Annotated in this window: 18 protein-coding genes and 1 riboswitch; of the genes, 15 read left to right on the forward strand and 3 right to left on the reverse strand. The window is 64.6% G+C overall.

From position 1 onward, the window contains the following. The first annotated feature begins 249 nt into the window (after positions 1-249). From IVA75_RS13345 to phoB, 8 genes are all read left to right on the forward strand, one after another. Positions 250-1,305, forward strand: a complete 1,056-nt coding sequence (locus IVA75_RS13345) for a lysylphosphatidylglycerol synthase domain-containing protein (protein ID WP_247285316.1) — start codon at positions 250-252, stop codon at positions 1,303-1,305. Positions 1,306-1,338: 33 nt separating this feature from the next. Then, positions 1,339-2,637, forward strand: a complete 1,299-nt coding sequence (locus tag IVA75_RS13350) for an ATP-binding protein (RefSeq protein WP_247285317.1) — start codon at positions 1,339-1,341, stop codon at positions 2,635-2,637. 143 nt (positions 2,638-2,780) lie between these two features. After that, positions 2,781-3,794 (forward strand): phosphate ABC transporter substrate-binding protein PstS, encoded by a 1,014-nt coding sequence (pstS, locus tag IVA75_RS13355; RefSeq protein WP_247285319.1) that lies wholly within the window; start codon positions 2,781-2,783, stop codon positions 3,792-3,794. Between the two features lie 98 nt (positions 3,795-3,892). Continuing rightward, entirely contained in the window at positions 3,893-4,882 is a 990-nt protein-coding gene (pstC, locus tag IVA75_RS13360; RefSeq protein WP_247285473.1) for a phosphate ABC transporter permease subunit PstC, read from the forward strand. Positions 4,883-4,886: 4 nt separating this feature from the next. Beyond that, on the forward strand, positions 4,887-5,732 hold the full coding sequence (pstA, locus tag IVA75_RS13365) for a phosphate ABC transporter permease PstA (RefSeq protein ID WP_018456065.1): 846 nt from the start codon (positions 4,887-4,889) through the stop codon (positions 5,730-5,732). Next, positions 5,729-6,550 carry a phosphate ABC transporter ATP-binding protein PstB gene (gene pstB / locus IVA75_RS13370; protein ID WP_027565896.1) on the forward strand — a complete coding sequence of 274 codons (822 nt, stop codon included), beginning with the start codon at positions 5,729-5,731 and terminating at the stop codon, positions 6,548-6,550. The genes pstA and pstB overlap by 4 nt, the downstream gene beginning before the upstream one ends. A gap of 10 nt (positions 6,551-6,560) precedes the next feature. After that, positions 6,561-7,277 carry a phosphate signaling complex protein PhoU gene (gene phoU / locus IVA75_RS13375; protein WP_247285324.1) on the forward strand — a complete coding sequence of 239 codons (717 nt, stop codon included), beginning with the start codon at positions 6,561-6,563 and terminating at the stop codon, positions 7,275-7,277. A gap of 23 nt (positions 7,278-7,300) precedes the next feature. Continuing rightward, complete coding sequence (phoB, locus tag IVA75_RS13380; protein ID WP_247285325.1) at positions 7,301-8,008, forward strand: phosphate regulon transcriptional regulator PhoB; 708 nt, start codon at positions 7,301-7,303, stop codon at positions 8,006-8,008. 239 nt (positions 8,009-8,247) lie between these two features. Here phoB and IVA75_RS13385 read toward each other — a convergent pair whose 3' ends face one another. Then, entirely contained in the window at positions 8,248-8,760 is a 513-nt protein-coding gene (locus tag IVA75_RS13385) for a GcrA family cell cycle regulator (protein WP_007597869.1), read from the reverse strand. Between the two features lie 455 nt (positions 8,761-9,215). Here IVA75_RS13385 and IVA75_RS13390 point away from each other — a divergent pair, with 455 nt between their 5' ends. From IVA75_RS13390 to IVA75_RS13400, 3 genes are all read left to right on the forward strand, one after another. Beyond that, positions 9,216-10,418: an aspartate aminotransferase family protein gene (locus IVA75_RS13390; protein WP_027565895.1), complete on the forward strand. Its 1,203-nt coding sequence runs from the start codon at positions 9,216-9,218 to the stop codon at positions 10,416-10,418. Beyond that, a complete protein-coding gene (gene argF / locus IVA75_RS13395) occupies positions 10,418-11,365 on the forward strand; it encodes an ornithine carbamoyltransferase (protein ID WP_027565894.1) in 948 nt (315 codons plus the stop codon). Before IVA75_RS13390 ends, argF begins: the two co-directional genes overlap by 1 nt. Positions 11,366-11,603: 238 nt before the next feature. Continuing rightward, positions 11,604-12,611, forward strand: a complete 1,008-nt coding sequence (locus IVA75_RS13400) for an Hsp33 family molecular chaperone (protein WP_027514423.1) — start codon at positions 11,604-11,606, stop codon at positions 12,609-12,611. Positions 12,612-12,668: 57 nt separating this feature from the next. On the opposite strand, the gene apaG is transcribed toward IVA75_RS13400, so the two are convergent. Continuing rightward, on the reverse strand, positions 12,669-13,073 hold the full coding sequence (gene apaG, locus IVA75_RS13405) for a Co2+/Mg2+ efflux protein ApaG (RefSeq protein WP_106941285.1): 405 nt from the start codon (positions 13,071-13,073) through the stop codon (positions 12,669-12,671). A 180-nt stretch (positions 13,074-13,253) separates the two neighbouring features. On the opposite strand from apaG, the gene IVA75_RS13410 reads away from it, so the two are divergent. Genes IVA75_RS13410 through IVA75_RS13420 form a run of 3 tightly spaced genes read left to right on the forward strand, consistent with a single transcriptional unit; the run spans position 13,254 to position 16,321 of the window. Next, complete coding sequence (locus tag IVA75_RS13410) at positions 13,254-14,519, forward strand: OpgC domain-containing protein (protein WP_247285326.1); 1,266 nt, start codon at positions 13,254-13,256, stop codon at positions 14,517-14,519. Next, complete coding sequence (locus tag IVA75_RS13415; protein WP_247285328.1) at positions 14,519-15,316, forward strand: SGNH/GDSL hydrolase family protein; 798 nt, start codon at positions 14,519-14,521, stop codon at positions 15,314-15,316. Before IVA75_RS13410 ends, IVA75_RS13415 begins: the two co-directional genes overlap by 1 nt. A gap of 12 nt (positions 15,317-15,328) precedes the next feature. Beyond that, the gene (locus IVA75_RS13420) at positions 15,329-16,321 is read left to right on the forward strand and encodes an SGNH/GDSL hydrolase family protein (protein WP_027565890.1); all 993 of its coding nucleotides are present in this window, start codon (positions 15,329-15,331) and stop codon (positions 16,319-16,321) included. A 123-nt stretch (positions 16,322-16,444) separates the two neighbouring features. Here the strand turns inward: IVA75_RS13420 and IVA75_RS13425 are convergent, their stop codons facing one another. After that, positions 16,445-17,641 (reverse strand): O-succinylhomoserine sulfhydrylase, encoded by a 1,197-nt coding sequence (locus IVA75_RS13425; RefSeq protein ID WP_247285330.1) that lies wholly within the window; start codon positions 17,639-17,641, stop codon positions 16,445-16,447. Positions 17,642-17,711: 70 nt separating this feature from the next. After that, positions 17,712-17,791, reverse strand: a riboswitch (SAM riboswitch). A gap of 110 nt (positions 17,792-17,901) precedes the next feature. Here IVA75_RS13425 and IVA75_RS13430 point away from each other — a divergent pair. After that, positions 17,902-19,008 carry a 2'-deoxycytidine 5'-triphosphate deaminase gene (locus tag IVA75_RS13430; RefSeq protein ID WP_247285331.1) on the forward strand — a complete coding sequence of 369 codons (1,107 nt, stop codon included), beginning with the start codon at positions 17,902-17,904 and terminating at the stop codon, positions 19,006-19,008. Positions 19,009-19,082: the final 74 nt, after the last annotated feature.

Genomic DNA, 19,082 nt, shown 5'->3' on the forward strand with positions numbered 1-19,082 from the left:
TGGAGATTCGCGTCAGGCTTGCCGCCGAAAGCGCCAAACCGTGCATCAGGAGCCCGCAACCTGCCTAAAACCTTGAAGCCACGACTTTTTGTTCGAATTGTCGAATTCCACTCCGCCCCAAAACGCGCTAGTGGAGGGGCAGGGGGCATGCGCGATGCCGGAGCCGCCGGCGAGGATTCGTCGGGTGCCTGCGTGTCGTCCGCCTGTTCGCCGGCCACCCTGGCCGCTGAAGCGTTGTTCGAGGTTTAGATGCTGGAAGCCATACGCAGGGCGATGTCGTTTCTGCGCCAGAAGCAAATCCTGCATAAGCTTGGAGTTGTGATCAGCGTCGCGGTCATCGGCATCGCTTGCTATGTGCTCTACCACATGCTGCGCGGCATCGATGTCAACGAAGTCCTCGAAGCGATCAAGAGCACCGAGCCGAGCCAGATTGCGATGGCGGCGCTGTTCGTCGCCGCGGGCTATTTCACGCTGACCTTCTACGACCTGTTCGCGGTACGTGCGATCGGCCACGCCCACGTGCCCTATCGGATCAACGCGCTCGCCGCCTTCACCAGCTATTCGATCGGCCATAATGTCGGCGCCAGCGTCTTCACCGGCGGCGCGGTGCGCTACCGTATCTATTCCGCCTACGGCCTGAACGCGATCGACGTCGCAAAAATCTGTTTCCTCGCCGGCCTGACCTTCTGGCTCGGTAATGCCGCGGTTCTGGGCCTCGGCATCTCCTATCATCCGGAGGCCGCGGCCTCGATCGACATGCTTCCGCCCTGGCTGAACCGGATGCTGGCGATGATGATCATCGTCGGACTGGTCGCTTACGTGGTCTGGGTCTGGACCCAGCCGCGGATGGTCGGCCGCGGGCCCTGGACCGTGATGCTGCCGGGCGGCCCGCTGACCCTGCTCCAGATCGCGATCGGCATCATCGATCTCGGCTTCTGCGCGCTCGCGATGTACGTGCTGGTCCCGGACGAGCCCAATCTCGGCTTCGTGGTGGTCGCGGTGATCTTCGTCTCGGCCACGCTGCTCGGCTTTGCCAGCCATTCGCCCGGAGGCCTTGGTGTGTTCGACGCGGCGATGCTGGTCGGGCTCTGGCAGATGGACCGGGAGGAGCTGCTGGGTGGGATGCTGCTGTTCCGCGTCCTCTATTATCTGTCCCCTTTCGTCATTTCTGTAATCTTGCTGACGTTTCGCGAAGTTATCATCGGCGCGCGATCGAAACGCCTGCAGCAGGCGGCGCTCAAGCTCGACCCCGGCCCCGCACCTGAAGCCGCTTACGTGAGAAAGCGCAGCGACAGCGGCGCCTGACCGGCGCAAAGTCCTTTGGAGAAGCCCGCCCCGATGGCGATCGACGCCCCATCTTCTCCCTCCTCCCAGCCCTGGTCCGACCGGCTGCGGCACTCGACCGTCATCCTGATCGCCGCGGCGCTGGCACTGTCGGTGGTGGTCTCGCTGGGCGAATTGTCGGCACTGCATGCGATTGCGGTGTTCGTCTGCATCGCGGCCGCAGCGCTGATCCCGTGGCGCCTGCACGATACCGCCGCCTCGCGCGAAGAGACCCGCCGCGTCAACCCGGTCGAGAGCGCGGCAGTCGCCGCGGTGGTCGCCGGCATGCCAGATCCCGCGGTGCTGCTCGATCGCGCCGGCCGCGTCATCCATCTCAACGCTGCGGCCGCCCAGCTCGCGCCGGCGCTGCGCCGGAATGAGCTCGCCCAGTTCGCGCTGCGCTCGCCCGAGATCATCACGGCCCTGCGCGAGTCGATCGCGACCACCGAGCCGCGGCGCGCGACCTATCTCGACCATGTCCCGGTCGATCGCTGGATGGAGCTGACCATCACGCCGGTGCCGGTGCCGACCACATTCGGCGGCGCCGACAAATGCATGCTGATGACCTTCCACGACCAGACGCCGCTGCGCCGGGTCGAGGAGATGCGGGCCGATTTCGTCGCCAATGCCAGTCACGAGCTGCGCACCCCGCTGGCCGCGCTGTCCGGCTTCATCGACACGCTCCAGGGCCAGGCCAAGGACGATCCCAAGGCGCGCGAGCGCTTCCTCGGCATCATGCACAACCAGGCCACCCGGATGGCGCGTCTGATCGACGATCTGCTGTCGCTGTCGCGGGTGGAGCTGTCGGCCCATGTGCGGCCCGACACCCTGGTCGACCTGCTGCCGATCATCTTGCAGGTCGCCGACGGGCTCGAGCCGCTGGCCCGGGAACGCCAGGTCGAGGTCGAGACCCAGCTGCAAGAGACCCCGGTGCTGATCGCGGGCGACCGTGAGGAGCTGCTCCGCCTGTTCGAGAATTTGATCGAGAACGCGCTCAAATACGGCGCCTCGGGCGGTCGTGTCATCGTGTCGCTGACGTCCAGTTCCGCCCCTGATGGAACTCAGGAAATCCGGGTCTTGGTCCGGGATTTCGGCCCCGGCATCGCGCCGGAACATTTGCCGCGGCTGACGGAGCGGTTCTACCGGGTCGATGTCGGCGACAGCCGCTCGCAGGGCGGCACCGGCCTCGGATTATCGCTGGTGAAACATATTCTTAACCGCCATCGCGGCCGGCTTTTGATCGAAAGCGTGCCCAAGCAGGGCGCCACTTTCGCTGCCTGTTTCCCCCAGGGCAAGCCTGCGGCTCTGAGCTAAATTCCAGCGATTTCAGCTCCTTAACACTGTCATCCGACTGTCACCAAACCTTCGTAAAAGCTCAGCTGTCCGCTCCTAAAGGGGCGGCACGGGGAGCGCGATCGGGCGCGGATGGCGCTTCGCTCCCCTGTATGGAGACCAGCATGAATTTCCTCAAAACACTCGTCGCTGCTGGCATGGTCGCCGCATCGACGACGGCGGCCTTTGCTGCCGACATCACCGGTGCCGGTGCGACGTTCCCGTTCCCGATCTATTCCAAATGGGCCGACGCCTACAAGAAAGAGACCGGCAACGGCCTGAACTACCAGTCGATCGGCTCCGGCGGCGGCATCAAGCAGATCCAGGCCAAGACCGTGACCTTCGGCGCCAGCGACGCGCCGCTCAAGGCCGAGCAGCTCGAGAAGGACGGCCTCGTCCAGTGGCCGATGGTGATGGGTGCCATCGTTCCCGTGGTCAACATCGAGGGCGTGAAGCCCGGTGAGATGGTGTTCGACGGCGAGACGCTGGCCAGCATCTATCTCGGCAAGATCACCAAATGGGACGACGCCGCGATCAAGAAGCTCAACCCGAACGTGAAGCTGCCCTCGGAAGCCATCACCGTGGTCCGCCGTTCGGATGGTTCGGGCACCACCTTCAACTTCACCAACTACCTCGCCAAGGCCAGCGCGGACTGGAAGAGCAAGGTCGGTGAAGGTACCGCCGTCGAGTGGCCGGTCGGCGTCGGCGCCAAGGGCAACGAAGGCGTGTCGGGCAACATCAGCCAGACCAAGAACTCGATCGGTTACGTCGAGTACGCCTATGCCAAGCAGAACAAGCTGACCTACACCGGTCTCGTCAACAAGACCGGCAAGCCGGTGCAGCCCACCGTCGAAGCGTTCCAGGCGGCCGCCGCCAACGCCGACTGGGCCAAGGCTCCCGGCTACTACGTCATCCTGACCGACCAGCCCGGCGAGAAGTCCTGGCCGATCACGGCGGCGACCTTCATCCTCATGCACAAGGACGCCACCGACAAGGCGGCCTCGCAGGAAGCCATCAAGTTCTTCCGCTGGGCCTTCAAGAGCGGCGGCAAGGCGGCTGAAGAGCTCGACTACATCCCGATGCCGGACCCGGTCGTTCAGCTGATCGAGAAGACCTGGGCTGCCGACATCAAGAGCTAGGCTCGCGACGCTCGTGCCCCGGATGCGCTGCGCCGCATCCGGGGCACGGACCAACAAAAAACGTATACTATTTGGTACAGGGGATCGGCGTGGCAGAGATGGCCGTTCAGAGCGATGTAATCGACGACGCCGGACCGTATGATCGCGCCAAGGCCTTGAGCGCGTTCAAGCTCGGGGACGTCACCTTCTACTGGATCACGCGGCTCTCCGCGATCTCGGTGCTTCTGATCCTCGGCGGCATTATCCTTTCGCTGATCGTCGGCGCCTTCCCGGCGATGAAGGAATTCGGGGTCTCGTTCCTGTGGACGCAGCGCTGGGCGCCGTCCGCCGATCCGCCCGTGCTCGGCGCGCTCGGGCCGATGTACGGCACGCTCGTCACCTCCTTCATCGCGATGCTGATCGCCATTCCCGTGGGTCTTGGCATTGCGATCTTCCTCACCGAGCTCTGCCCGCAATGGCTGCGCCGCCCGATCGGCATGGCGATCGAGCTGCTCGCCGGCATCCCCTCGATCATCTACGGCATGTGGGGCTTCTTCGTGTTGGGGCCGTTCCTCGCCAACACGTTCCAGCCCTTCATGATCAAGATCTTCGACGGCGTGCCCGTGCTGGGCGCGATCTTCGCAGGTCCCCCGTCCTATCTCAGCCTGTTCAATGCCGCGCTGATCCTCGCCATCATGGTGCTGCCCTTCATCACCTCGATTTCGGTCGACGTGTTCAAGACAGTGCCTCCGGTGCTGAAGGAAGCCGCCTACGGCGTCGGCTGCACCACCTGGGAAGTCGTCCGCAGCGTGGTGATCCCCTACACCCGCGTCGGCGTCATCGGCGGCGTCATGCTGGCGCTGGGCCGCGCGCTCGGCGAGACCATGGCGGTGACCTTCATCATCGGTAACTCGTTCCGGATCTCGTCGTCGATCTTCGCCCCCGGCACCACGATCTCGGCGGCGATCGCATCCGAGTTCGCCGAGAGCGACGGCCTGCACCAGTCCGGCCTGATCCTGCTCGGCCTCCTGCTGTTCGTGCTGACCTTCTTCGTGCTCGCGGCGGCGCGGCTGATGCTGATGCGGCTGGAAAAGAAGGCGGGGAACTGACGCCATGAATCCGATCTATTCACGCCGCCGCCGCAAGGACATCGTCGTCCGCGGGCTCTGCATCGCCGCAACCGCCTTCGGTGTCACCTGGCTCGCGCTGATCCTGATTACGCTGCTCTACAACGGACTGGCCGGACTCAATGTCCAGCTGTTCACCGAGAACACGCCGCCACCGGGATCGAACGAGGGCGGACTGCTCAACGCCATCGTCGGCTCGCTGATCATGACCGTGATCGGCGTCGGCATCGGCGCGCCGCTCGGCATGTTCGCCGGCACCTATCTCGCCGAGTACGGCCGCAATGACCGGCTGACCTCGGTGATCCGCTTCATCAACGACATCCTGCTCTCGGCACCCTCGATCATCATCGGCCTGTTCATCTACGGCGCGGTGGTGGTGCCGATGCGCGGCTTCTCGGCGATCGCGGGCTCGCTCGCGCTCGCGGTCATCGTGATCCCGGTGGTGCTGCGCACGACCGAGGACATGCTGCTGCTGGTGCCGAACGCGTTGCGCGAGGCGGCCTCGGCGCTCGGCCTGCCGCGTTCGCTGGTGATCAAGCGGATCGCTTATCGCGCTGCCCGTTCGGGCCTCATCACCGGCGTGCTGCTCGCGACCGCCCGCGTCGCCGGTGAAACCGCGCCGCTGCTGTTCACCGCGCTGTCGAACCAGTTCTTCAGCCTCGGCCTGAACAAGACGATGGCAAACCTGCCGGTGACCATCAACAACTTCGTGCAGAGCCCCTATGCCTATTGGAAGCAGCTGGCCTGGAGCGGCGCGCTGCTCATCACCCTGACCGTTCTTGCCCTTAATATTTTCGCGCGCATCCTTGGCGCCGAGAGGACCGCAAAATGAGTGATCTTTCCGTATCGATGAGCGCGTCAGGTGGACTGCCGCACGCGGCAGTGCTGCCGGAGGCGCCCCCCAAGGTGACCGTGCGCAACCTGAACTTCTATTACGGCGAGCACCACGCGCTGAAAAACATCAACCTGACGCTCGGCGCCAACCGCGTCACGGCGTTCATCGGTCCGTCAGGCTGCGGCAAGTCGACCCTGCTGCGCATCTTCAACCGGATGTACGACCTCTATCCCGGTCAGCGCGCCACCGGTCAGCTCATGCTCGACCAGACCAACATCCTCGACGGCAAGCTGGACCTCAATCTGCTGCGCGCCCGCGTCGGCATGGTGTTCCAGAAACCGACGCCGTTCCCGATGACGATCTACGAGAACATCGCGTTCGGCATCCGTCTTTATGAGAAGATATCGAAGTCCGAAATGGACGGCCGCGTCGAGAAGGCGCTGCGCGGCGGCGCGCTGTGGAACGAGGTCAAGGACAAGCTCAACGCCTCCGGCCTGTCGCTCTCCGGCGGCCAGCAGCAGCGCCTCTGCATCGCCCGCACCGTCGCGGTGCGGCCCGAGGTGATCCTGTTCGACGAACCCTGTTCGGCGCTCGACCCGATCTCGACCGCCAAGGTCGAGGAGCTGATCCAGGAGCTGTCCGAGGATTACACGATCGCGATCGTCACCCACAACATGCAGCAGGCGGCGCGCGTCTCCGACAAGACCGCCTTCATGTATCTCGGCGAGTTGATCGAGTTCGACGACACCAGCAAGATCTTCACGTCGCCGTCCGACCGGCGCACGCAGGATTACATCACCGGCCGGTTCGGCTAGGAGACGCGACATGGGTTCTGAACATACCGCAAAGGCCTTCGACACCGACCTCCAGGAACTCACGCGCCTGGTCGCCGAGATGGGTGGCATCGCCGAGCGCATGATCGTCGAGTCCGTCGACGCATTGATCCGCCGCGACGTCCCGCTCGGCCAGCGCGTCGTCGCCATCGACACTGAACTCGACGCGCTGCAGAAGCGCATCGAGGAACGCGCGGTGCTCACCATCGCCCGGCGCCAGCCAATGGCGGTCGATCTGCGCGAGATCGTCGGCGCCATGCGCGTCGCGACCGATCTCGAGCGCATCGGCGACCTCGCCAAGAACATGGGCAAGCGCGTTGCGGCGCTGGAGACGGACTTCCATCCGCTCAAGCTGTTCCGCGGCCTCGAGCACATGACCGACCTCGTGCAGCAGCAGGTCAAGTCGGTGCTGGACGCCTATGCCGCGCATGATTTGCCGGCGGCGATGGCGGTGTGGAAGGGTGACGAGGAAGTCGACGCCATCTGCACCTCGCTGTTCCGCGAGCTCCTTACCTACATGATGGAGGATCCGCGCAACATCTCGTTCTGTATTCACCTGATGTTCTGCGCCAAGAACATCGAGCGGATCGGCGACCACGCCACCAACATCGCCGAGACCGTGTTCTACATGATCGAGGGCCAGGCGATCACCGACAAGCGGCCGAAGGGCGACATGACGACCTTCGCCAGCACGGTACCGAACACCTGAAGACTTAAGGGAGCGACGACCCGATGGGCGCACGCATTATGGTGGTTGAGGACGAGGAAGCCCTGACCGAGCTTCTCCGCTACAACCTCGAAGGCGACGGCTATGACGTCGAGACGGTGATGCGCGGCGACGACGCCGACACCCGCCTCAAGGAGCACATCCCCGATCTGGTCGTGCTCGACTGGATGCTGCCGGGCCTGTCAGGCATCGAACTGTGCCGGCGGCTTCGCACCCGTCCCGAGACCAAGCAGCTCCCGATTATCATGCTCACCGCGCGCGGCGAGGAGAGCGAGCGGGTGCGGGGTCTTGCGACCGGCGCCGACGATTACATCGTCAAGCCATTCTCGGTGCCGGAGCTGCTGGCGCGCGTGAAAGGCCTGCTGCGGCGCGCAAGCCCCGAGCGGCTCGCCACCGTCCTTGCTTTTGGCGACATCGAGCTCGACCGCGACAAGCGCCGCGTGGCGCGCTCGGGCCGGCCGATCGATCTCGGTCCGACCGAATATCGCCTGCTGGAGTTCTTCCTGGAGCACCCGGGACGGGTGTTCTCGCGCGAGCAACTGCTCGACAGCGTCTGGGGCCGCGACATCTATATCGACGAGCGCACCGTCGACGTGCATATCGGCCGCCTGCGCAAGCTGCTCAATCTCGGCCGCGAGCAGGACCCGATCCGCACCGTCCGCGGCGCTGGTTACGCGCTGGATGATCGGTTTGCCAAGGCGGAGCAGGTGTAGGGTTGCAGCCTTGTTTGTTGGCAAGCTGTCCCCGAATTCTTCGACGTCGTCCCGGACAAGCGAGCGAAGCGAGCGCTGATCCGGGACCCATAACCACCGAACGTGGTTTGGCGAAGACTCGGAATGACCCCTTTCGCGCAACAACTGCGCGCTCGGAGTATGGGTCCCGGCCCCCGTGCGCAATTGGCCGGGACGACACTGAAATCGTTGAGCCGTCTTCGCGCGACGACTTGCGGTAATTAGCGCGGCCCCGGCTTCACCGGTGCACGCCGCCGATCCGACGCCGGCTGGTACGCGACGCGCGAGTGCTGGGCGCAATAGGGCAGGCCGGACAGCGCCCGTCCACCGCAGAAGAAGAAGTCCGGGCTCGAGGGATCGCCGACCGGCCAGTGGCAGGTCGCCTCGTTCAATTCCAGCAGCGACAGCCGCTGGCTCATCGGCACCACGTTGTCATAGGTGACCGGATCCGGCTCAGCCTCGACCTCGAAGGCCTGCGCCAGCGCGGTGTTGCCGCGCGAGATCGGGCGGCTCACCCGCATCATGTGCTGCGCGGGGCGCGCCTTGCGCGGTCGGGGCGCTGCCGACGAAGGGCTCTTGGCGCGGCCCGAGAGGCCGAGCCTGTGCACTTTGCCGATTACGGCATTGCGGGTCACATTGCCGAGCTCCGCCGCGATCTGGCTGGCCGAAAGTCCGGCCTCCCAGAGCTTTTTCAGCTGCTCGACGCGATCATCGGACCAGGTCAAAACCGTCATTGCACCCTTTCCCTCGCTGCGCGCCAGCCATCCTGGGGCCTCGTAGCGAATGCCTAAGCCTTCAAAAACCCGTGCCGCCAGAATCCCTTAAGGCTCGCCGGGCGCGTCTTGAACGCCCGAACGTTTACGCCGGTACATAAGGACTTAAAGATCAGAACCACTGCACGAGATGTCGTATCTGACAATCCAAACGCTACAATATGGCGTGACTCCCGCGCAAGAGTCCGCCGACTCGCTTCCACATGTTCCGTGACTAAATCCCGCAAAATCGGCACCGCAAGACTACGGATTCAGCGTTTCGCGAGGCTTTCCGGGCGGCATTGACACCCGTTTCACCAAGCCTAAGATAGTCGCACGTGCCGCCCGCAAGAGGCGGCACGTTTCGTTTTCCGGGCCGGTCGATGGTGCGTTGCGCAATGCACGCTCACACCGTCCGCAACATTCAAGTGACCGTCATGACTAACAGCGCAGCGCCGCATTTGCTCCCCGTTTTCGCCAGGTCCGACCTCGGTTTCGAGCGTGGCGAAGGCTGCTGGCTGATCGCGACCAATGGCGAGCGCTATCTCGATTTCACCTCCGGGGTGGCGGTGAATGCGCTCGGCCATGCCCATCCGGCGCTGGTCGCGGCGTTGCAGGAGCAGGCCACGAAGCTCTGGCACATGTCGAACCTGTTCCAGAGCCCGGACGGCGAAAAGCTCGCCGCGCGCCTGTGCAATGAAAGTTTTGCGGATTTCGTGTTCTTCTGCAATTCCGGCGCCGAAGCGCTGGAATGCGTGATCAAGGTGGTGCGCCGTTATCACGCCGCGAAGGGCCATCCCGACCGCTATCGCATGATCACCTTCGAAGGCGCGTTCCATGGCCGCACGCTGGCGACGCTGGCCGCGACGGGTTCGGCAAAATATCTCGAAGGTTTCGGCCCCCCGATGGAGGGCTTCGACCAGGTTGCGCATGGCGATCTCGAGGCGGTGAAAAAGGCGATCGGTCCGCAGACCGCCGGAATCCTGATCGAGCCGATCCAGGGCGAGGGCGGTGTCCGTTCGGCAACGCCTGCCTTCCTGAGGGCGTTGCGCCAGCTCTGCGACGAGAAGGGTCTGTTGCTCGCCTTCGACGAGGTGCAAACCGGCATGGGTCGCACCGGCGATCTGTTCGCGTACCGCCGCCTTGGCGTCGAGCCCGACGTGATGTCGCTGGCCAAGGCGCTCGGCGGCGGCTTCCCGATCGGCGCGTGCCTTGCGACCGCGGAAGCGGCGTCCGGCATGACACCGGGCTCGCACGGCTCGACCTTCGGCGGCAATCCGCTCGCGATCGCGGCTGCGAACGCCGTGCTCGACGTCATGCTCAAGCCCGGCTTCTTCGACCACGTGCAGAGGATGTCGCTGTTGCTGAAGCAGAAGCTCGCTTCCGTGATCGACCGCCACTCTGATGTCGTCAGCGAAGTGCGCGGCGAGGGCCTCCTGATCGGCATCAAGGCCGTGGTGCCTTCGGGCGATCTCGTTGCCGCCTTGCGCGCCGAAAAGCTGCTCACCGTCGGTGCCGGCGACAATGTCGTGCGTTTCCTGCCTCCTTTGATCGTCACCGAAGCCGAGATCGAGGACAGCGTCGGGCGGCTCGAGCGCGCCTGCACCGCGTTATCCGGCAACAAGCGGGCGGCAAGCTGATGAGCAAGTCGCCCGATAATACACCCAAGAAAACACCGAAGCACTTCCTCGATATCAACGAGCTGCCGCTGTCGGAGCTCAAGCGCATGCTCGCCGCGTCCACCGCGATGAAGGCGAAGCAGAAGGCGCATCAGCCGGTCAGGCCGCTCGAAGGCAAGACGCTGGCGATGATCTTCGAGCGCCCCTCGACGCGGACGCGGGTGTCTTTCGATGTTGCCATGCGCCAGCTCGGCGGCGAGCCCATCATGCTCACCGGTGCCGAGATGCAGCTCGGCCGCGGCGAGACCATCGCCGACACCGCGCGGGTGCTGTCGCGCTATGTCGACGCCATCATGATCCGCATCCTCAATCACGATGCCCTGCTGGAGCTTGCGGCGAACGCCACCGTACCCGTCATCAACGGCCTGACGCGGCGCTCGCATCCCTGCCAGGTGATGGCCGACCTCATGACCTACGAGGAACATCGCGGCCCGATCGAGGGCAAGACGGTGGCCTGGACCGGAGACGACAACAACGTGCTGGCGTCCTGGGCGCACGCCGCCGAGCGTTTCAAGTTCCAGCTCAATGTCGCGACGCCTCCGGAGCTCGCCCCGAAAAAAGCCATGCGCGACTTCATCAAGGCGACCGGCGCGCCGATCATGCTCGGCACCGATGCCGAAGCCGCCGTGCGTGGGGCCGATTGTGTCGTGACCGACACCTGGGTGTCGATGGGGGACAAGGAAGGCGAGCACCGCCATAACGTGCTCAAGCCCTATCAGGTCAATGCCCAGCTGATGTCGCTGGCCCAGCCCGATGCATTGTTCATGCACTGCCTGCCCGCCCATCGCGGCGAGGAGGTCACCGACGAGGTGATCGACGGTCCGCAATCCGTCGTGTTCGACGAGGCCGAAAACCGCCTGCACGCGCAGAAGGGCATTCTGGCCTGGTGCTTCGACGCGGTGAAGTAGATCGACGCGGGCGAGCTAACTTTCCGTCGTCCCGGCGAAGGCCGGGACCCAGACCGCGGAATCTCTCTTGTGGCAGATCGGCGGAGGCAACGAGTTTTCGCCAAACCAATATTCGTGGTTATGGGTCCCGGCCTTCGCCGGGACGACACCGAATTTGCCGTATCATGATCAAACCAGTGTCCAGATGAGCTGCTCCGAACCCCTTCCAATTCCGCCTTCCGACCCCAGATAAAGCGCCATGGTTTCCCAATCCCCTGACATGAAAACCGGGCCCGAAGGTCCGGTTCGCGCGCCATCCGCGGTTCCGATCGATGACGCTGTGCTGCCCTACGAGGTCGACGCGCTCGATGTGCGCGGTCGGCTGGTGCGGCTTGGTCCGGCGCTCGACGAGATCCTGACCAAGCACGATTACCCGGCGCCGGTCGGCAAGCTGCTCGGCGAGGCCATCGTGCTGACCACGCTGCTCGGCTCGGCGCTGAAGTTCGAGGGCCGCTTCATCCTCCAGGCCCAGACCGACGGTCCGGTGTCGTTCCTGGTCGTGGACTATCAGGCGCCGGATCGTCTGCGCGCCTATGCGCGCTACGACGCCGCGCGCCTCGGCGATGCAAAGGATTCCGGCGCGCTGCTGGGGCACGGTCATCTCGCCATGACCATCGACCAGGGCCCCGACATGAGCCGCTACCAGGGCCTGGTCGCGCTCGACGGCGGCAGCCTGGAAGACGCCGCTCACGAATATTTCCTGCGCTCCGAGCAGATCCCGACCCGCGTGCGTCTCGCCGTCGGCGAGGAGTGGCGCTCGAACGACGGCGGCAAGCATCGCTGGCGCGCCGGCGGCATGCTGATGCAGTTCCTGCCGAAGGCGCCCGAGCGCGCGCGGCAGGCCGATCTGCATCCCGGCGATGCGCCCGAAGGCGTCGAGGTGCATGCCGTCGCTGAAGACGATGCTTGGGTCGAGGCGCGCTCGCTGATCGAGACCGTCGAAGATGTCGAGCTGATCGATCCGGAGCTGTCCGGCGAGCGGCTGCTCTACCGTCTGTTCCACGAACGCGGCGTGCGCGTGTTCAATCCGCTGCCCTTGAAGGCGCAATGCTCCTGCTCGCGCGACGCGGTGGCATCGATGCTGAAGAGCTTTTCGTCCGACGATCGTGCCGCGATGGTCAAGGACGACAAGGTCGTCGTGACCTGCGAGTTCTGCAGCTCGGTGTACGAGTTCACACCGGACGAGGCGGGCGTCGAGGACGCGTAGCGCGGTGCTGTAGTGCCGGAGGGCGGGTAAAGCGAACCGTGCCCACCATCTCAGACCCTAATTCAACACCCGCTTGTTGTCCGGGCTGTCCAGCGAGAACGTCGGCACGTCGATCTCGAAGCGCTCGCCGGTTGCGCTGACCATCTGGTAGCGGCCGGTCATGAAGCCCGAGGCGGTCGTGAGCGGCACGCCGGAGGTGTATTCGAAGCGTTCGCCGGGGGCGAGCGTCGGCTGCTCGCCGACGACGCCCTCGCCCTTCACCTCCTGCTGCCGGCCGGTGGCGTCGGTGATGATCCAGTGCCGCGTCTTGAGCTGCACGGTCTCGTCGCCGGAATTGGTGATGACGATGGTGTAGGACCAGAAATAGCGGGAGCGGTCGGCCGACGACTGCTCCGGAACAAAGTTCGGCTCGACGGTCACTTCGATCTGGCGGGTCACGGCGCGGTACATGATTGCCATCATACCGAAATCTGCTCGGGAACCAAACGCCGGAGGCGGTCCTGGCGACATCGTCCCGCCAGAATTCGCAGGGAAGTACACGTCCAAGTGTCTTTGCATGTGATCCGGGCGCTTTGCGAGATGACGGCCGGACCGGTACACTCCTTGCCACGTCGCGATTTGCGGAAGGGTTTTTAGCCCCCGATGACCATTGCCGACCAAGTGACGGGATCGACGATCGCGGGAACCGCCAAACCTGTGGAGGTCAAATCCGCGGGTGCGAAGCCGCGCGCGGCATCGCCGGCCATTTCGCTGCCCGCCATCGGCGAGCGCGAACTCCGGCTCGACCTGTTCCGCGGCCTGGCACTGTGGCTGATCTTCATCGACCATTTGCCGCCGAGCCTTCTGACCTGGTTCACGATCCGCAATTACGGCTTCAGCGACGCCACCGAGATCTTCATCTTCATCTCCGGCTATACCGCCGCCTTCGTCTACGGTCGGGCGATGCTGGAGTCCGGCATCGTCGTCGCCACCGCGCGCATCCTGCGGCGCGTCTGGCAGATCTATGTCGCCCACGTCTTCCTGTTCACGATCTTCCTTGCCGAAATCTCCTACGTCGCGACCAGGTTCGAGAACCCGCTCTACACCGAAGAGATGGGCATCATGGATTTCCTCAAGCAGCCCGACGTCACGATCGTGCAGGCGCTGCTGCTGCGCTTCCGCCCCGTCAACATGGACGTGCTGCCGCTCTACATCGTGCTGATGCTGGCGCTGCCCTTGATCCTGTGGCTTATGAAATGGCGCCCCGACGTAACGCTCGGTCTCTCGGTCGCGCTCTACGCGGTGACCTGGGAATACGATCTCTACCTGTCGGCCTATCCGAACGGCTTCTGGGCCTTCAATCCCTTCGCCTGGCAATTGCTGTTCGTGTTCGGGGCATGGTGCGCGCTCGGGGGTGCGCGACGGATGTCGCACATTCTCGCTTCGCGGGTGACGATGTGGATCGCGATCGCCTATCTGGTCGCGGCATTCTACGTGACGCTGACCTGGTATGTGCCGCAGCTCTCCCACTTCATGCCGAAGCGGCTCGAGCAGTGGATGTATCCGATCGACAAGGCCGACCTCGACGTGCTGCGCTTCACGCATTTCCTGGCGCTGGCCGCGCTCACCGTGCGCGTCCTGCCCCGGGACTGGCCGGGCCTGAAATCGCCCTGGCTGCGGCCGCTGATCCTGTGCGGCTCGCATTCCCTGGAGATATTCTGTCTCGGCGTCTTCCTAGCCTTTGCCGGCCATTTCATCCTGGCCGAAGTCTCGGGCGGCCCGGTGATGCATGCGCTAATTAGTCTCTCCGGAATCCTGATCATGTGGGCCATGGCCTGGCTGATTTCGTGGTACAAGCGGGTGGCTGACAAGAGCGGTTCGAAAACCAAGAGCGCCGTCGGCAGCGCCGATATGGCGGGAGGGGGCTGATGAAGGCGAAGGTTTTCCTGAGCCTGATCCTGCTGTGCGGTGGTCTCGCCGCGCCTCCGGCGCGCGCGGACGATGCTGCGCCTGCTGCTTCGGCGGCACCTGCTGCTTCAGCCGCGCCCGCAGCCTGCGAATTGCCGTCCTATCTGCTCACCAGCGAAAGCCAGCTTCCCAAGGTCGCCGATGCCATCAAGGCCGGCAAGCCGCTCGAAATCCTGGTCATCGGCAGCCGCTCGACCACGATTCCGGCCTCCGAGGACGCTTCTTATCCGGCGCGGATGCAGGCCATCCTGAAGGAGAAGCTGCCGCCGACCGAGACTGTGCACGTCTCCGTAGAAATACAGAGCAAGAAAACGGCTGAGGAGGCGGCCGCCAGCTTCGTTAAGCTGATGGAAGCAAAAGCGCCTACTTTGGTCATCTGGCAGACCGGGACCGTGGATGCTATCCGAGCCATTGATCCCGACGATTTTCGTGGCGCGGTGACCGAAGGGGTTGTTGCGTTGCAAAAGGCAGGGGCTGACGTCGTCTTGATGAATCTGCAGTATAGTCCGCGTACCGAAACCATGATCTCGGTGCCGCCATACCTCGACAATATGCGGGTGGTGGCGCAGGAGCACGATATTCCGCTGTTCGATCGTTTCGCGATCATGCGGCAGTGGAATGATCAGGGGCAGTTCGACCTGTTCAGCCCGTCGCGCGGGCCTGAGCTGGCGAAACAGGTCCATGATTGCCTTGGCCGGGCGTTGGCACAGTTCGTGATCGACGCTGCCCATCTGGAGCCGGCCCAGCAGCAAAATTGAGGTCTAGCGTTAATGAGTTCTCTCCGCCCTTTTTGCCTGACGGCATGGCTGGCTGTGCCCGCAGCAGCGGTGCTGCTGTTGCTGAGTCCGGCCTCGCAGTCGCGCGCGCAGACGCAGGCCGCGCAGGCAACACCGGCCCCGCAGCAATCGGCTGATCCGGCTCCCGCTTCACCGTCCCAGACCACCGTCGCAGCGACGTCCCCCGACCAGCGCGGCATCACGGCGCGCGCCATCGACAAGGTGAAGCAGGTCGCGAAATCCGCCGGCGACATCTTTAGCCGCGTCCCCTGCCTGTCGCCGAAGGGCGGCGCGAAGGCAATGGGCTCGCTGCCGCATGTCGCGGGCAAGCTCGTCGCCGGCCAGCCCGTCGTCATCGTCGCATTCGGCTCGTCGTCGACCGCGGGATTCGGCGCGAGCTCGCCGGAGTTCAACTATCCCAATCGCCTTGCCGCGCAGCTGCACCGGCACTATCCGACTGCCGACATCACCGTCGTCAATGCCGGCGTCGGCGGCGAGGACGCACCCGAGATGATGAAGCGCCTCCAGAAAGAGGTGATCGACGTGCATCCGGATCTGGTGATCTGGCAGGTCGGCACCAATGCCGTGCTGCGCAATCTCGATCCCGGCGATACCGCCAAACTGGTCGAGGACGGCATCAGCCGCATCCAGGCTGCCGGCGGCACCGACGTCGTGCTGGTCGATCCGCAATATTCGCCCGCCGTCAACCAGCGCGCGGACAGCGCCGGCAAGATGGTGAAGTTGCTCGGCAAGGTCGCCGAGCTTCGTCATGTCGGCATCTTCCCGCGCTTCGAGGTGATGCGCGACTGGCACGAGAAGCAGTCGATTCCGGTCGAGAGCTTCGTGATCGCCGACGGCCTGCACATGAACGATTGGGGCTACGCCTGCTTCGCCCAGCTCCTCGGCGACGACATCATCCGCTCTGTCGGCCAGATCAAGCTCGGCGTCAACGTGCCCGCGGACGTGCGGACCTATCGGCCGATGTAAGCATCGGTGCGTAGGGTGGGCGAAGGCGCGCTCTTCGCGCGCCGTGCCCACCATCCATCGGCGCTGCCATCGTGAATGGTGGGCACGCTTCGCTTTGACCACCCCACGATGTCGAATGCGTGGCTACGCCTTCTCCAGCGCCGCGGTCAGATCCTCGATCAGATCGTCCGCGTGCTCAAGCCCCGCCGAGAAGCGGATGAAGCCCTCGCTGATGCCGAGCGCGGCGCGGTCCTCCGGCTTGAGGCGCTGATGCGTCGTCGTTGCCGGATGCGTGACGAGGCTCTTGGCGTCGCCGAGATTGTTCGAGATCTTGGCAAGCTTGAGCTCGTTGAGCACGCGGAACGCCGCCTGCTTGCCGCCCTTGACCTCGAGGCCGACCAGCGTCGAGCCGCCGCGCATCTGCTTCTTCACCAATGCGGCCTGCGGATGATCGGCGCGGCCGGGAAACACCAGCCGCGAAATCTTCGGATGGCTCGCCAGCACGTCCGCGATGCGCGCCGCCGTCTCGGTCTGCGCGCGCACGCGCACGGCGAGCGTCTCTAGGCCCTTGAGCAGGACCCATGCGTTGAACGGCGAGATCGACGGGCCGGTCTGGCGCATGAAATTGTGGATGTGCTCGGCGATGAACGCTTCCGAGGACAGGATGATGCCGCCGAGACAGCGGCCCTGGCCATCGATGTGCTTGGTCGCGGAATAGACCACGACGTCGGCGCCGAGCGCGAGCGGGCTCTGCCAGATCGGGGTGGCGAACACGTTGTCGACGACGAGCCGCGCGCCGCCGCTGTGCGCGATTTCGGCGATGCCGGGAATGTCGAGTACATCCAGCGTCGGGTTGGTCGGGCTCTCCAGGAAAAACGTCTTGGTGTTCGGCTTCATGGCGCGCTGCCACTGGTCGAGATCGAGGCCGTCGACCAGCGTGGTCTCGATGCCGTAGCGCGGCAGCAAATCCTGCACGACGTAGAGACACGAGCCGAACAGCGCGCGCGAGGCCACGACGTGATCGCCGGCCTTGAGCGGCGCCAGGATCGCGGTCGTCACCGCGGCCATGCCGGTCGCCGCCGAACGTGCCGCTTCGGCGCCTTCGAGCTCGATCATGCGCCGCTCGAACATCGCGATGGTCGGATTGGAGTAGCGTGAATAGATGAAGCCGGGGTCCTCGCCCTTGAACCGCGCCTCGCACTCCTCGGCGCTGTTGTAGACGTAGCCCTGGGTCAGGAACAGCGACTCTGACGTCTCGCCATATTGCGAGCGCAGGGTACCGGAATGAACCAGGCGAGTTTCGGGACGGTAGGACGCGGTTGGCGCCGGGGACTTCGACATAGGACCTCCTGGAGTGACCATCGAAAATGGTCACAAAAAAACCGGCCTGGAATATCTCCACGGGCCGGGATCACAGAGGTCCCCGGCCTGTTTAGCGACTTATTTAACGTGGCTGCAAGCCGGCCGGCTCAAATCACCACGGGATAAGTCATGCTCATATTCCGCAATGCCCTTTCCGTCAAGACGTCCATCGGATAGCCGTAAAACGCTCATATTTCCCGCATGTCGGGATGTGTTTGATCCCTGATGAGGACCCCGGGTTGACGTTCACGGTCGCCGCCGACGCCAATGGTATCCTGCCCGACCGCATGATCGCGGCGATGGCGGAGGGTGGTCTCATCCTGCCCGCTTACGACTTCGTCGAAAGCCAGATCCAGCCGGCGAGCCTCGATTTGCGCCTCGGCGACATTGCCTATCGCGTTCGCGCCAGCTTCCTGCCCGGTCCCGGCGCCACCGTCGCCGAGCGGATCGACGAGTTGAAGCTGCACGAGTTCAGCCTCGCCGACGGCGCGGTGCTGGAGACCAACTGCGTCTACATCGTGCCGCTGCTCGAAAGCCTCGCGCTGCCGCCGGAGATCGTCGCGGCCGCCAACCCGAAAAGCTCGACCGGCCGGCTCGACGTCTTCACCCGCGTGATCGCCGACGGCACCCGCCGCTTCGACATGATCGGTGCCGGCTATCACGGTCCGCTCTATGCCGAGATCAGTCCGAAGACGTTCCCAGTGCTGGTCAGCGAGGGCTCGCGCCTGAGCCAGGTGCGCTTCCGCACCGGCGACGCCATCCTCAACATCGACGATCTCGAGGCGCTGCACGCGACCGAGCGTCTCGTCGATATCGATGACGCCGATCTCACCGGCGGCGTCGCCGTCTCGGTTGATCTTTCCGGCGAAAAGAGCGGCGGCTTCGTCGGCTACCGCGCCAAGCGCCACACCGGCGTCATCGACGTCGATCGCCGCGCCGGCTATTCCGTCGAGGAGTTCTGGGAGCCGATCTCGGCCCGCCCCGACGGCAGCCTGATCCTCGATCCCGGCGAGTTCTATATCCTCGCGTCGAAAGAGGCCGTGCAGGTGCCGCCCGATTACGCCGCGGAGATGGTGCCGTTCGATCCGTTGGTCGGTGAGTTCCGCGTGCATTATGCCGGATTCTTCGATCCCGGCTTCGGTTATGCCGGCGCCGGCGGGTTGGGGTCGCGCGCCGTGCTCGAAGTGCGCTCGCGCGAGGTGCCGTTCATCCTCGAGCACGGCCAGATCGTCGGCCGCCTCGTCTACGAGAGGATGCTGGCTCGTCCCGACGCGATGTACGGCCAGCGCATCGGCTCCAACTACCAGGCGCAGGGCCTGAAGCTGAGCAAGCATTTCCGGGTGTAGCGATCACCCGTCGCCCGGATGGAGCGCAAGCGTCATCCGGGAAAGTCTCACTTGTGGCACGATCCCGGCTTACG

This window comes from Bradyrhizobium sp. 134, assembly GCF_023074155.1.
Taxonomy (GTDB): domain Bacteria; phylum Pseudomonadota; class Alphaproteobacteria; order Rhizobiales; family Xanthobacteraceae; genus Bradyrhizobium.